14 protein-coding genes and 1 pseudogene are annotated in these 13,180 nt (G+C 57.6%); 4 read left to right on the top strand and 11 right to left on the bottom strand.

The annotated features are described in order from the left end of the window. Positions 1–317, bottom strand: a pseudogene (locus tag ACIREA_RS14030) (hypothetical protein); the annotation flags it as partial. A 174-nt stretch (positions 318–491) separates the two neighbouring features. On the opposite strand from ACIREA_RS14030, the gene ACIREA_RS14025 reads away from it, so the two are divergent. Beyond that, positions 492–998 carry a hypothetical protein gene (locus ACIREA_RS14025; RefSeq protein ID WP_397382900.1) on the top strand — a complete coding sequence of 169 codons (507 nt, stop codon included), beginning with the start codon at positions 492–494 and terminating at the stop codon, positions 996–998. A gap of 244 nt (positions 999–1,242) precedes the next feature. Here the strand turns inward: ACIREA_RS14025 and pdhA are convergent, their stop codons facing one another. Next, positions 1,243–2,316, bottom strand: a complete 1,074-nt coding sequence (gene pdhA, locus ACIREA_RS14020) for a pyruvate dehydrogenase (acetyl-transferring) E1 component subunit alpha (RefSeq protein ID WP_397382899.1) — start codon at positions 2,314–2,316, stop codon at positions 1,243–1,245. A 937-nt stretch (positions 2,317–3,253) separates the two neighbouring features. On the opposite strand from pdhA, the gene ACIREA_RS14015 reads away from it, so the two are divergent. Next, entirely contained in the window at positions 3,254–5,197 is a 1,944-nt protein-coding gene (locus tag ACIREA_RS14015) for a tRNA uridine-5-carboxymethylaminomethyl modification enzyme MnmG/GidA (protein ID WP_397382898.1), read from the top strand. A gap of 50 nt (positions 5,198–5,247) precedes the next feature. Here ACIREA_RS14015 and ACIREA_RS14010 read toward each other — a convergent pair whose 3' ends face one another. Together ACIREA_RS14010 and ACIREA_RS14005 are read right to left on the bottom strand one after the other, a co-directional pair. Further along, positions 5,248–5,658, bottom strand: a complete 411-nt coding sequence (locus ACIREA_RS14010; protein WP_397382897.1) for a hypothetical protein — start codon at positions 5,656–5,658, stop codon at positions 5,248–5,250. 261 nt (positions 5,659–5,919) lie between these two features. Further along, positions 5,920–6,744 carry a DUF2971 domain-containing protein gene (locus ACIREA_RS14005; protein WP_397382896.1) on the bottom strand — a complete coding sequence of 275 codons (825 nt, stop codon included), beginning with the start codon at positions 6,742–6,744 and terminating at the stop codon, positions 5,920–5,922. Between the two features lie 168 nt (positions 6,745–6,912). Here ACIREA_RS14005 and ACIREA_RS14000 point away from each other — a divergent pair, with 168 nt between their 5' ends. Beyond that, positions 6,913–7,359: a hypothetical protein gene (locus ACIREA_RS14000; protein ID WP_397382895.1), complete on the top strand. Its 447-nt coding sequence runs from the start codon at positions 6,913–6,915 to the stop codon at positions 7,357–7,359. 334 nt (positions 7,360–7,693) lie between these two features. Here the strand turns inward: ACIREA_RS14000 and ACIREA_RS13995 are convergent, their stop codons facing one another. From ACIREA_RS13995 to ACIREA_RS13985, 3 genes are all read right to left on the bottom strand, one after another. Further along, positions 7,694–8,299, bottom strand: coding sequence for a hypothetical protein (locus ACIREA_RS13995; protein ID WP_397382894.1), 606 nt, complete (start codon positions 8,297–8,299; stop codon positions 7,694–7,696). Positions 8,300–8,441: 142 nt separating this feature from the next. Beyond that, positions 8,442–9,758 (bottom strand): DUF1080 domain-containing protein, encoded by a 1,317-nt coding sequence (locus ACIREA_RS13990; RefSeq protein ID WP_397382893.1) that lies wholly within the window; start codon positions 9,756–9,758, stop codon positions 8,442–8,444. A 101-nt stretch (positions 9,759–9,859) separates the two neighbouring features. Then, entirely contained in the window at positions 9,860–10,231 is a 372-nt protein-coding gene (locus tag ACIREA_RS13985; RefSeq protein WP_397382892.1) for an MGMT family protein, read from the bottom strand. Between the two features lie 113 nt (positions 10,232–10,344). Here ACIREA_RS13985 and ACIREA_RS13980 point away from each other — a divergent pair, with 113 nt between their 5' ends. Then, the gene (locus ACIREA_RS13980) at positions 10,345–10,902 is read left to right on the top strand and encodes a hypothetical protein (protein ID WP_397382891.1); all 558 of its coding nucleotides are present in this window, start codon (positions 10,345–10,347) and stop codon (positions 10,900–10,902) included. Between the two features lie 63 nt (positions 10,903–10,965). Here ACIREA_RS13980 and ACIREA_RS13975 read toward each other — a convergent pair whose 3' ends face one another. From ACIREA_RS13975 to ACIREA_RS13960, 4 genes are all read right to left on the bottom strand, one after another. Then, entirely contained in the window at positions 10,966–11,688 is a 723-nt protein-coding gene (locus ACIREA_RS13975) for a hypothetical protein (RefSeq protein WP_397382890.1), read from the bottom strand. Continuing rightward, positions 11,685–12,203, bottom strand: coding sequence for a hypothetical protein (locus tag ACIREA_RS13970; RefSeq protein ID WP_397382889.1), 519 nt, complete (start codon positions 12,201–12,203; stop codon positions 11,685–11,687). The genes ACIREA_RS13975 and ACIREA_RS13970 overlap by 4 nt, the downstream gene beginning before the upstream one ends. A gap of 96 nt (positions 12,204–12,299) precedes the next feature. Next, a complete protein-coding gene (locus tag ACIREA_RS13965; protein ID WP_397382888.1) occupies positions 12,300–12,521 on the bottom strand; it encodes a hypothetical protein in 222 nt (73 codons plus the stop codon). A 76-nt stretch (positions 12,522–12,597) separates the two neighbouring features. Continuing rightward, positions 12,598–13,180: hypothetical protein (locus tag ACIREA_RS13960; RefSeq protein ID WP_397382887.1), on the bottom strand; the 583-nt coding region annotated here is incomplete at its 5' end.

The raw sequence follows: 13,180 nt of genomic DNA, 5'->3' as shown, positions 1-13,180 counted from the left end.
ATGCGTTCGAATCCGTTCACCGCATCCTGTCCTTTGCCCGGACCGGAGTCCCCGAGGAAGTTCGCGTACTTCAACCACACTACTTTGCTGCCACCAAAGAAGGGCAATGTTTGCAACGCCATGCACACATTCGAGCAGATCTTGCCGGCGTGTTCAGCGTTGTCGGCGGAGCCGTCGATGATGTCGTTGCTGAAGTCTCCGGCGTCCGGTGGCGTGAGGCTGCGCACGAGCATGAGCGCGGCTTCCTTCACGCGCGCTTCATCGCTGCCGATGAAGACATTCACCTGGCTGGCAGCGGTTTTTTTCGGCGGGGGCATGCTTTACCGATGGAGCAGGATGCGCACGGCATCAAGCTTTGCGGTGCGTCTGCGAACTTGACATTCTTTCAGCGATTTGATGAAATCAGTTCAAATCCGTCTACCACCATGAAAACATCAATGATTGGGTCCAAGGTCTCCACGGCAGTCGCGCTTCTGACGACTGCTTTTTTTATGTCTGCCGCCGGCTTTTCTGCCCAAGCGGAAGACCTGAACGCGGTCTTTCAGCAAGGACGCGCCGCTTACTACAAGGGTGACTTGGATACCGCGTACAAGCTGCTCTCCCGTGTGGCGGCGGCGAACCCGAAGCACGCTGAGACGGCGAACATGCTGGCCTACATCCGCGCCAACTACCAGCCGAAGGACAACTCGCTGAAAACCCAATACGCTGCCGTCATACTGCCGAAGGTGTCCATGGATGACGTGACACTGACCGAAGCCATCGAGGGTTTGCGTGCCTTGTCCAAAAATGCGAGCGGCGGCAAAGTGGTGCCCAATGTGATCGTGAAGGGTGAGGACTTGGCGAAGCACAAGCTCAGCCTCTCACTGGCCAACGTCCCCTTGGACGAGGCGCTGAATTATGTGGCGCAGCTCGTGGAAGCCAAGGCGACCTATGACAAGCACGCTCTCATCCTGACCAGTCAGGCCGATACGATCACCTCCACGGCGGCGACAAAATAGCCCTCAAGGCCGTCAGAATGGCTTGCAGTGAGTCAGTGGACCTCTGTCTTGGAAATAAGGCAGAGGTCTGTGATGCAATTCATTGGCGTTGAATGAATTAATGGAGCCTGACTCCGAGAACTCATTTCTCGGGGTCTAGGCTTCTGATCTGAGGTGATCTTGCTTCAGGCAAAGGCCGATCCGCAATCAACAACAGTCTGGGCAGGGGCCCACTCCGGAGAGAGAAAAGGCCTACTGCTTAAACTCAGTCGTTGAAGAAGTGACGTCCGGTCTGGCCGGCTTCGGTCTTGTTGTCCACTTCCCAGTACACATCTTCAAAGATGGACTCGGGTTCTGGATAAGGGCTGACCTTGGCGAACTCGGCGGAGTCTTCCGCTTCCTTCTGCGCTTCCTTGTCGATCTTCTTCAACTCTTCTTCGGTGGCGACGCCTTCGCTGAGAAGGTTGCGCTTCCACACCTGAATCGGGTCGTGATCGTTTTGGAACTGCTCGACTTCTTCCTTGGTGCGGTACTTGAACTTGTTAGCGTCAGCGACGGAGTGGCCTTCCCAGCGATAGGTGGCGATTTCGATGATGCTCGGCTTGGACAGGGTATGCGCCCGTTCGATGGCCTTGCTGACTCCGGCGCGGACTTCGTAGATGTCGGCACCGTTGAACTGTTCCCAGGCCATGCCGTAACCTTCAGCGCGCTTGGCGAGGAAGTCGGTGTAGGCGGAAGAGCGCTGCTGGCTGGTGCCCATGGAGTAGCCGTTGTTTTCGATCACATAGATCACGGGCAGATCCCACAGTTCGGCGAGATTCAGGGATTCATGAAAGGCACCCTGGTTCACAGCGCCGTCGCCAAGGAAGCAGAGCGCGGCACCTTTGAGGCCCCGGTATTTCAGACCGTAGGCGAGGCCAAGGCCCAGCGGGGTCTGACCGGCCACGATGCCGTGACCGCCCCAGTAGTTTTTGTCAGGCGCGAAGTAATGCATCGAGCCGCCCTTGCCGCGGGAGCAGCCGGTGGCTTTGCCGAAGAGCTCGGCCATGCACTCGTTCATGTTCATGCCCACCGCCAAGGCGTGAGCGTGATCGCGATAAGCGGTGATGACGTGATCGTTTTCGCCCATCACTGAAACCGTGCCGACGGCGACAGATTCCTGGCCGATGTAGAGGTGGAGGAAACCGCCCATGCGACCGGCTTGGTAATGCTGAAGGGACACCTGCTCGAAGCGGCGGATGCGGACCATCTTGCGGTAAAGCTCCACCTTGTCGGCGGCGGTGAGCTTCTGATTGATAGGGTCGGCAGCGTGTTTTGTGGGGGCGTTTGCGGAGGCCATTGGTGGGGGCGATACTAGCGGGAAGCATGCCGGAAGCAAGCATGGTGTTTGAACTACGGCAGGGTAGAATCAGGCTCCTGTGCGTGGGATAAGGGAGGTGAAAGCCGGTGGCTCAAAAGGCACCGCTTTGGAGCAGCGCAGCGCGACCAAAGGATCATGGACACTCATGTCCGTTGACCTCACAGGGAGATGAACGAGGGCCTGCGCGAATGGCATTCGGCCTGCCGGAATGGGTGATCGGCTTACTTGGTTCGACATCTCGGTTTCAGCCAAAGATGAGGCAGGCGGCCGTGAGTCAGGGCTGGGGTCGGCGAGAGGAGGGATGGGATTCGAGACGCCTTCCCCCTTCCCATTCGGCACGTAGCAGACAAGGATCATTCGCCCCGTCGATGGTGCTTCAGCGTCCCCTCCAGTTGCTTGGACTGGGGTCTTCAAGTCCACTGGCAGCACTGCAACTCCAAGCTGTCTCAGCCTCTTTTTCAATCTCATTGATCGTGTGTGTGGCCTCATTCGGCGCAGATTACCCCGTTCGCTTCACATGAATGTGGCCGGAATTCCGAGTCCGCACGGAGCTTCGCCTCCTCCTGCAATGAGGGTTTTTCAAACACGCTCCGCCCCCTTCCACGCCGATCATCCCCCTGCTACTCCGCATGCTGGCCGCTTTCTCTGCCCTCCTTTTGACTCGTCTGTTGTCTGATTCCATCCCCCCAAGCCACCACCTGTTGCAGCCTTCTCATCTCTCAAGCCTCCCATTCGACACCCCCATGGTCAGCTCTTTTTCACCCGCGAAGGCCGCTCATTCCGTCCACTACCCCTTCCCCATCTGGCATCTTTGACCCTCCATCTAGCCGTCTCGGCCCCCCTCTGAAACGCTGTCTGCGATTCCCTTTTGTTCCACATGGAACAATTTCCGGCCTGTGTTAGGCTCATTGCCCCCATGCCAACCAGCCTCTACACCTTCCCCAAGCACTACGACGTCATTGTCTGCGGAGCCGGCCATGCCGGGGTGGAGGCCGCGATGGCGGCGGCTCGGCTCGGTTGCCAGACGGCCATCCTCACGCAGAACCTCGACACCATCTCCCAGATGTCCTGCAATCCCGCTATCGGGGGCTTGGCCAAAGGGCATGTGGTGCGTGAGATCGATGCTCTAGGCGGGGTCATGGGCCGGAACACGGACGCCACGGGCATCCAGTTTCGCATGCTGAACGCTCGCAAAGGGCCCAGTGTCCAGGCCCCGCGTGCCCAATGCGACAAGAAGGCCTACCAGTTTCGCATGAAATGGCTGATCGAAAACCAGCCCAACCTCGACCTCCATCAGGGCAATGCTGCAGAGATCTTGGTCGAAAACGACGCCATCACAGGCATCCGCACCAGCCTTGGGATGATCTATCGGGCCAAGGCGGTGGTCATTTCTTCCGGCACTTTCATGCGCGGACTCCTCCATGTGGGGCAGCAGAACCAGGCCGGCGGGCGCATGGGGGACAGCATTTCGACGCTTTCCGACAGCCTTCGCGAACTCGGTTTCGACGTCCAACGCTTCAAAACCGGCACCCCCTGCCGCCTCAACAGCCGCAGCATCGACTTCTCCAAGTGCGAACTTCAGCCCGGAGACGAGCCCGCGCCCCGCTTCAGCTACCTCTCCGGTACCCTTCCCGAGGACGAGGATGAGACACCAATCGAGGGCGCTGTCCCCCTTCCCAGCACCGGTCCCAACCAGTTTACCCTCAACTCCTGGGCCCCGGAAAAGTTCCACGTGGAACAAATTCCCTGCTGGATCACCTACACGACCCCCCAAACCCACGACATCATTCGGGCCAATATCCACAAGTCGGCCATGTATTCTGGCCGGATCGAGGGGGTCGGACCGCGCTACTGCCCCTCCGTGGAGGACAAGGTGGTGCGCTTTGCGGAGAAGGAACGGCACCAGATTTTCCTCGAACCTGAGGGTCGCCACACCCGCGAATTCTACGTGAATGGCGTCTCCACCTCCCTGCCCTTCGAGGTTCAGTATGACTTCATCCGGTCCATCCCGGGCCTCGAAAAGGCTGAGATCGTCCGCCCCGGATACGCCGTGGAGTATGACTACTGCCCCCCTACGCAGCTCCATCCCACCCTGGAAACCAAGCGCGTTTCCGGTCTCTACTTCGCTGGGCAAATCAATGGCACCTCCGGCTACGAGGAGGCCGCAGGTCAGGGCCTCATCGCCGGGGCCAATGCCGCGCTCAAGGCCCAAGGCCGTCCCCCTTTCCTGCTGCAGCGCAGCCAGGCCTACCTCGCCGTGATGATCGACGACCTCGTCACCAAAGGCACCACGGAGCCCTACCGCCTCTTCACCTCGCGCGCCGAGTACCGCCTGCTCCTCCGCCAGGACAATTGCGACCTCCGCCTCACTCCTCTGGCTGCCGCGATCGGTCTTGCCTCCCCCTTCCGCATCCGGCATACGGAGGCCAAATCCACCGCCCTCGCCACCGCCCGCACCCTGCTGCAGGAGGTCCGCTTGGACGGCGTGACCCTCGAAAAATGGCTGCGCCGCCCCGAAAGCATCCCCTCCCAGCTGCCCGCCGAGATCTACTCCCAGTTCACCCCTGAGGTCTGGAGCCTCGTCGAAAACGACGTGAAATACGCCGGCTACATCACCCGGCAGGAAGACATGGTCGCCAAAACCTCCCGCATGGAAGAGAAGATGATCCCCGCCGACTTCGACTACCACGCCATCCCCGGCCTCAAAACCGAAGCCAAACACCGCCTCACCGCCCTCCGCCCCGCCACCCTCGGCCAGGCCGCGAGAGCCCAGGGCGTGAATCCGGCGGATATCGCCCTGCTGGCGGTGATGCTGAAACGCGGTAGCAAGGAGCCTGAGGGCGCGGACTTGGGGTCGTAGCTTTTTTCTTCCTCTTCCCTCTCACGAAGGCCATTCGGGCTTCCGCATGGTCAGCTCAACTTTCCAGATAGGAGAAGTTCGCCATTGTTGATTCGACGTTCTAGCTCCGCATAGCTTTCAGTGCAACCGTGCCATCCGAGGAATTTTCCAGAATAAAACGCTAACACGTCTAGGGATTGATGTGCAATAAGGCTGCCGGGATTTACTCCTGAACCCGGCACATTCAGGTCTTTAGAATATGGTTTGAGAATAATATAAGGGCTATGGGGGTACTTTTGGCTGAATAATACACCACCATCGAACTGACCTGAGAGAATCATGGGCCGAAGAGCATGGGTCATTTCGACCGTGTAAACGCTACGGTAGTGAGTACATGGAGCACTCAGGCTATCGGGATGATGTTTAGAAAGCACGAGTTGATGTGCGGTTAGGAGATGTTGCTGGAGTTCGGTCTTTTTCATGTGTTTGTTTATTTTGGTTAATATGAAGGAACCGCGCGAGCCTCGGTAGGCAGGCGTGCCCCTTCAGTATATAGTAACAGGCTCGTGCATGTTGAGTCCGTACTTCGAAACTATTGCTTTGGGATGCTCTTCAAAATTCGACATCCGCAGCATTCTCAACGGGAGGGTCCGTCCATAGACACCCGATTTCACCCAAGCAGACTGCAGCCAAGGCGTGAAGTGGTGGATATCGAGCTTGGCGGTGGCCTCGTATGAGGAACGTTAAATTATGATCTCGTCGTAAACCAAAGCGAATTCACTTTCGTGATAGGAGGCTTGTCGCAGTTTTATGGGCCGTTGTGAACTGCGCACGAAATCTATAATCGGTTCTTTAATATTGGAAGGACACTCTGCGCCAAAGTCAACGGAACTGATCCATGCTTGAGGATAGCGAAAAAAATAGAGACTCTTACCTGCCACGATTTTCGATTCACATCTATCAAGCCGCAGAAAAAGCCGCAGCTCTTTTTCATAACTCCATGCTTCGCTTTTTCGCATGTAGGCCTTCAGAAGCAACTTTGCATTCTTGTCGGGATCACCAGCCAGCTCAATTGTGATTCTTTTAGAATCATACACTACATTTTCCAGCTTATAACTTCTGGCGTCTCTGTCATTGATCTCAAATCCCAAACGTACTCCACGGTGGCTATTCGCATAATGCGACCACAGGAGAATTTCATTCGTGGGGTCTATCTGTGAAGTGTCCGAAAAGGATGCTGCCAAAAATAAATCGTCTCGAGCTCGATCCAAATCCACGAGTCGCTGTCTGCGGATTTCAGGGTATCGCTGTTTGATACCACGAGTCATTTCGGATTCAGAACATTTTATTTCCGCGAGTGTCGGCGAGAAAGCGACGCGGGGATCTTCTCTTCCTGCGCGTACATATTGACGCATCTGAGCAGCAGAAATGGTTTCGGGCATGCTGAACATGCCTTCGAATGGGTCATTGAATTCGGACAGTCGAGAAACTTTGAGCAGGCCATCCTTGATGGTCCCAAGAGCCCATCCCTTTTCTTCAGGGTCTCCCATGTAACGATGGATTTCCATAGTGGTAGCCTACCTAAACTTTGAGAGCCATTCATGCCAGGCATTTAGTACGTTCAGTCCAAGGCATATTCAGTACACAGACTTTTCAATCGGAGCAGATTGCCTCCGCCCTTTCCCCACCCAATTTGAAAAAGTGTGCGTCAGTGTATGCCGTCTCCCCTTCCCGCCATGACTCAATTGCACTCCTCCTTCCAGACAGTGATGCAGCGGCGGATCGTTCCCGCGTTCATGATCACGATCAATGCCGGCGTCTTTCTCAGCCTGCTCATTCCACGCCCGGCACCGCTCAAGGTGATCGGCATCGCAGCCACCATCCAGTTGATCGTCTGCCTGGTATACTACCTCATCTACCAGAGTATGGTATCTCCTGCTGCCGATTCGGTGGTCTATGAAGACGGCGCTCTGCGCGTGCGGCGCCACGGGCGGGAGGTTTCCATCCCCGTCGCCTCCATCACCGGCATCCGGGGCAGGCTGGGGCTGAACCCTGAGACGATCACCCTCGACCTCTCCGAGCCGACAGCCATCGGCTCCTCCGTGACTTTCATTCCGCCCGCGCGGTTTCCGAGCAGCAAGGAACATCCCATGATGGCGACCTTGCGGGAACTTATGGAGTAACCATGTCAGGCATGAAGCAAGCAACTCGCCCGAAGTCCTTCTGGCGATCCGTGAGATGATCAGCCTTCCTGTCGAACTCGCACGTATCGAGTTCATCGACCTCTTCAATCGTCTTTCTTGATGCCCAAGGCCCGTCCGCCTTCTTCATCGAAAACGGCACTAGCCTTAGTCTGAGGGGCTATGCGGACTTGAGGGAGTTGCTGAATGGGAAGTTCGCACAGCGAGGGCCAAGCACTGGGAGCATGCGACATGAAAGAATGCAGTAAACGAAAAGCTTTCGAAGTAAGTTAGTGTTCATCAATATCGGGTGAAGGTTTTTGCGCATCTAATTTGGTTAAGATGTAGTTATCACGGGGTCTTCACAGGCGTCGCAGATATATCCGATCTTGTTGATGGCCTTTACCCAGAGATCATCGTTCAAGTCTTTTGAACGCAGGTCTTTCACATAAGACTCGACTATTGTTTTGAGTTTTTTCAAAAACGCGGATGCATTAATAGTCTTCTTTTGTTCATCAAAAATAGCTCCTCTTTCCAACAAAATTCGAAAATGGCCATGAGTTTGGGCTTGGTGAAGAATGCCGCAGCGAATTTTGTGGTAAAATTCCAAGCCATCAATCCCGGGAAATTCTGCGGAATAAGCCTGAAAAAAACTGACGAAGGCTTTTTCTCCCTTCTTCTTTCCTCTAGTGTCCTTTTCCCCGTTTTTGAAACACTGAAAAGTTTCTATCATTAGACAGGGTGCTGCCATCATGAGAAATCCGCTTTCAAAGCCTGCGAATACGTTTTCGAGGGGAGTAATGAATCTGCCTCTCAGACGATGCAGAATTAAATCTGCCAGATATTCGCGAGCAGTATCATCTTTTTGCAGAAGTAGTTTTCTGACATCGCTAACTTTCAGTTTTCGAGGTTGATTACAAAGGATAATATCTTCGGGATTCATAAACTCAGTTTTGATGGGATGATCTAAGAAAGTGGGAAGTATTCGATGATGAATAATGAATTAAACTCATTCGAAGGCAGATGCATTTAAAGAACATACTTGCTGCCACGAAACAGCGACGTTGATGGCAAGCAGCAGGGTCTCACCTCCCCACCTGTACCACCAGCCCCCTCACCTCCAGGGTCTCCCCGGGCCGGAGCTTGAAGCAGAAGTAGCCTTTCATACCAGCGGAGGCTTTGCCGTTCTGCACTTGGGCGGGAGCTTCTTCGATGCGGGCCACGTACTGGCCCTGCTTGCGGCCGAGGAGGACGGTGTGCCATTGGTTGTCCTGCGGTGGGTTCAGGCAGGAGATGCGCTGGTTGCCACCGTCGGCGGACTGGAGGTCGAAGGATTCGAGCTGGCCGCGGTAGTCGGCGGAGACGATGAAGTCGCCGTCCAGCAGCGTGCCGCGATAGACGAGGATGGCGCGGGGCCAGTTGCTGTGGGTGGTGTTGCTGGCGCTGAGCACGCCGTCCTGGATCTGCACGGTCATCTTGTCCAGCGGGTGCTCCACCCAGCGGTTGTCACCTTTGGACCAGCACCAGACACGCCAGTCGGCGGCCTGCATGGGGATCTTGCGGGCCGTCATGGGTGATGCTGCTGCCGCAGGGGTGGAGGGCGGAGGCGCTGCTGCGACTGGAGCACGACTCGCAGGGGTGGCCAGCACGCGGATCTTGAGATTGCGATACGCCACCTCCGCGCCGTGATCCTGCAAAGCGATGGAGGTGGCGCGCTTCACTCCCACGCCGGGGTAGTACTTGTACTTGCTGCTGGCGATGATGCGCTGCAGCTCTGCGCTGCCCAGCTCACACTCCGCCACCTTGCGGCCATTGAGCCAGTGCTCCACGTGATTGCCATCCACGACGATGCGCCCCTGATTGAACTCGCCCACGGGGCGCAGGGTTTTGCCTGTCGGAGTGACCAGCGAGTAGATGGAGGCGGCGAGCCGGTTGGCTGCGTTGTTCGAGTGCGGGGCGTCATCCAGCACCTGGTATTCAAAGCCCATCGGGCTGTCGCCGGTGTCGCCGGGATAAAAGTTGGCCGTGCGTTTTTCACCTTCGGTGAAGAGGTATTCCACGCCGCTGTTGCCCACGGGGCCCACACGCCATTCGAACTCAAACTCGAAGTTCGTGAACATCGCATTCGTCACGAGATCACCGCCGGTGCCATTGGGCCGGCCATTGCCCGCAGGGAGGACGAGGCAGCCGTCCTTGATCTTCCACGAGCTGGCCGTGACGGATTGCTTCCCATAAGTGTGCCAGCCGGCCGTGCTGCGGCCATCAAACAGCAGCTTCCAACCCGCCGCTTGCTCCTGTGGCGTGAGAGTGTTGGGCGCAGCGGCCAGTGCTGCCACGGATTGAATGGAAAGTGCGGCGGCCATCGCAGCCAGCCGGGGAAAGAGGAAGGGAGGTTGGTGCATGGCCAGCGGTATTGGCCGAATCAAAGCGGAGTGCGCGGTGGAAGGCAAGCTCGGAGCCTGGCTGCTAACCTCAGGTCATACCCATCGCATCCTACTACTTCCTAATTATCACTCCAGCGGATGTCCCGCCGCACGCCCATGTTGTAAAAGTGCTCGTCGGCATCCTGAATGAAGCCGTCTTTGTCGATGCGCAGGCCTTCGGCTTTGAGCAGGCGGCGTTGTTTGCGTGACGATTCGGGAGGCATGTTTGGGCTGATGCGCGCATTGGCTGCCACCACGCGGTGCCATGGCAGCGCGGCAGATTCCTCGGGCGTGAGATGGCTGAGCACCGTGGCCACATGCCGGGCGATCACATTCATGTGAATGGCGATGCTCCCATACGTGGTGAACTGGCCGGCAGGGATCAGGGCGACCAAACGAATCACCTCCGCACGGATGCGGGCGAAGGCGACGGATTTTCCACGGGCGGCCATGAGTGAGGAGGATGCGCAGCGTGCGCGTTTTGTCGAGGTGGTGCATCCGGAGCCACACCTGCTGCTTCCATAAATGGCTGGGAAATGTCATGGCGACGGAGTGGGTGCGGCGCATGATCGCGTTCGTCATGCTAAGTCCTCTTGCTCATCACAAACGTCTGGAACGCATCGAACTGGAAGCTGGTCTGACCGCATTCCGCTGTCCTGAAACTGGCGGGCATTGGATCCCGGCGGAGAACTACTGGCGCTGGCGCAGCAAGTTGCCGGCGACGGAGGTGGCCGAGGAAAGCCCGGCGGCTGAGGCGGTGCCGGTGAGCGAATTTGATGGTGCGGTCAAACTGTGTCCTGAGTCGGGCACGGTGATGACGCGCTATCGCGTGGGTCATGGGCAGTCGTTTCGCGTGGAGCGCTCCCATACGGGCGGCATCTGGCTGGACGTTGGCGAGTGGGACGCGCTGTGCGGCGGCCACTTGCAGAACTCGATCCATTTAATCTTCACCGCACCCTGGCAGAAGGCCGTGCGCCAGCAGGAACTGGATGCCGTGCATCTGGCACAGCTACGAGAGCGGCTGGGCGTGGAACTGCTGGAGAAGCTTCAGGTGCTGCGCAACGAACTGGCAGAGCATCCGCAGCGCTCCGCCGCATTGGCGTTCCTGAACGCGCAGGCCTGAGCGGTGGTCATCACCACTGAGCCGAGATCGAGGCACTCGGCGCTTGCGTCCACCGAACCCCACCTATTGCTTCAGCGGCAGCATGCCAAGCGTGCGCAGCGAGGCGAAGAGCTGTCTGCCAAAGACCTGCAAAAGCTCGGCGTCCACCTTCCGTCGTGGGGCGGGATCACCCTGTTTCTCCGGAGAAACAGGAAGGGACTGCTGCAAGGTCGGGACATGAATGAAGAGCACCAGACGCAGCGCCTCGGGATGTTGCTGCTGGGCGTAGAGGAGCGAGTACAGCATCTCCTCGCACAGATAACGTCCGGCGCTTTGTGACACATGGGTGGGAAATCCTGCCTGGGTCAATGCGGCGGCGAGATCCCTCACCTGCGCCTGCTGTTTCAGCACAGGTGCAGCAGCGCTGACGATGTCCGGTGTGGCAGGTTTGGCCTGCTGGTTGTCCGGGTAACTTCCACGCTGATTGTGCGCGAGGATTTCGATCTGAAACTCCGGGGTGCCTTCACCAAAAGCGATCCACACCTGCGGCAGCGGTTGGGTGTTGTTGATGGTGGTCAGCGGGGCGCCCCAGACGACGGGTATCTGCAAGGCGCGGACTTCGCGTGGAAAGGCCTTGGCGATTTCTGCAGCCAGAGTCCAGGAGGCATTGCGGTCACGGCCTCCAAAGGGCTCAAAGCCGCTGACCACGATGGCAGGCTGCTGCGCATCGGGAGCGGTCTGCGCCCGCAGGACAAAGCCCGTGAGACTGAAGGCTGCGAGCCAGACGAGTGTGCGAGCGGCGGTCATTGCACCTGCATGCCGCTGATTTGAAACATGCCGCTGTCACTAGTCTTATCCTGCAAATACCAGGTGCCGGAGAGCAGGGCAGAGCCCGGGGGGAGCGAGCCCTGATAGATCACCGGCGGCTCCTTGGAGTGGCGGTAGGTTTTGCGGAATTTCAGATGGATGTAGCCCTCTTCACTCGCGCAGGTGCCGGTGATGTCCGCCCATGCAAAGCCATCCTTCAGAGTGCCAAAGCCGGTGTAGGGCTCCTTAATGACTCCCTTGATTGTGCTTGAGCCGCGCGCCTGCTTTAGGGAGATCTCAAAGGAGAACGTCTTCCCGGCCAGCTTCTGGTAGGCACCGCCGTAAGTGTAGGATCCCTGGTAGATGCCCTGCACATTGGGTGTGGCGGCACCGGAAAGCCCGCCATTGCCCGCAGGCATTTCGCAAGATGCCAGCAGCACCAGCGCCACTGCTTGCAGCATCCAGGCCTGCAGGCGTTGAAAGACAAACAAAATGGCTGGGGTGGATGACTTCATACGGCGGGCATTCTGCCCAAGGAGCAGCGGCGCTGTCAATCAGCATGAATCCTATCTTTGCCCATGCGCGAATGATGCGGCTTGAGGCGGCGTTCCCTACTTCACCGGAGCAGGTGTGGGCGCTTCTTTGTCCTCGGTCTTTTGGAGCACAGCAGCCTCGTTGATGGCGGCCGTCTTTTTGTCGGCGGCGGCCCTGACTTCGATGGCTTTTTGCCGGGTTTTAGCATCCATGTCCGCCTGGGCGGGCGCGGCTTTTTTGTGGCAGGCCATCTGGCCCGAACCAAGGATAAGACTAAGCATCAACAGAGGGGTGTTCATGGGCGAGCTTCCATGCGTATGGCATGGACCACAAGCCCAGTTCCCCCTACATCTCGTGCGTGTGACCGGCGTTGTTTCAGAGCCACGCAGGATGACGCGCATAAAAGCCGTCGTAGGAACGGCTGGAGGCACGCCAGCGGGGCCCTTCCCCGGTCAGCGTGCCCGAGGTGTCAAAACGGAGGCCGCAGATCTGCATGAAAACGTGGTTCTTTGGTTTGACGAAAAGCGTGACGTAATTCCCAGGTCCAGACCAGGCGTAACGAGCAAAGGCCGCAGAACTGAGCGGCTTGTCCAGCAGCTTGGCACGGTAGAGCACGTGAGAGACGGAGCCCGAGCAGTCGAAGCCGTTATCAAACAGAACTTTGTGACCCCCGCCCCACTTGTAGGGTTTGCCCACAAGTTCATTGGCGGCGGCCACCAGCTGATGAACCACCGCAGGGTGGCTTTCATGCGCGAAGGCATAAACGCCATTGAAATACAATGGCACGATTGCAGGAGGCGCCATGTAGTAGCCCATACCTCCTCCAATCGTGCCCAAGGCACCCCACATACCCAGTTTAATCCAGTGCCTGCGCCCGAACAGCTGCCGCACACATTCGGCTTCGGGCGTGTCACTCAGAGATTCTGGTATTGGGGCGTCATCCTCTTGTTTGTCCACG

The organism is Prosthecobacter sp., from assembly GCF_044373815.1.
Taxonomy (GTDB): Bacteria; Verrucomicrobiota; Verrucomicrobiia; order Verrucomicrobiales; family Verrucomicrobiaceae; genus Prosthecobacter.
Note: the sequence above shows the minus strand (reverse complement) of the source record. Positions and strands in the feature narration are given on the sequence as shown.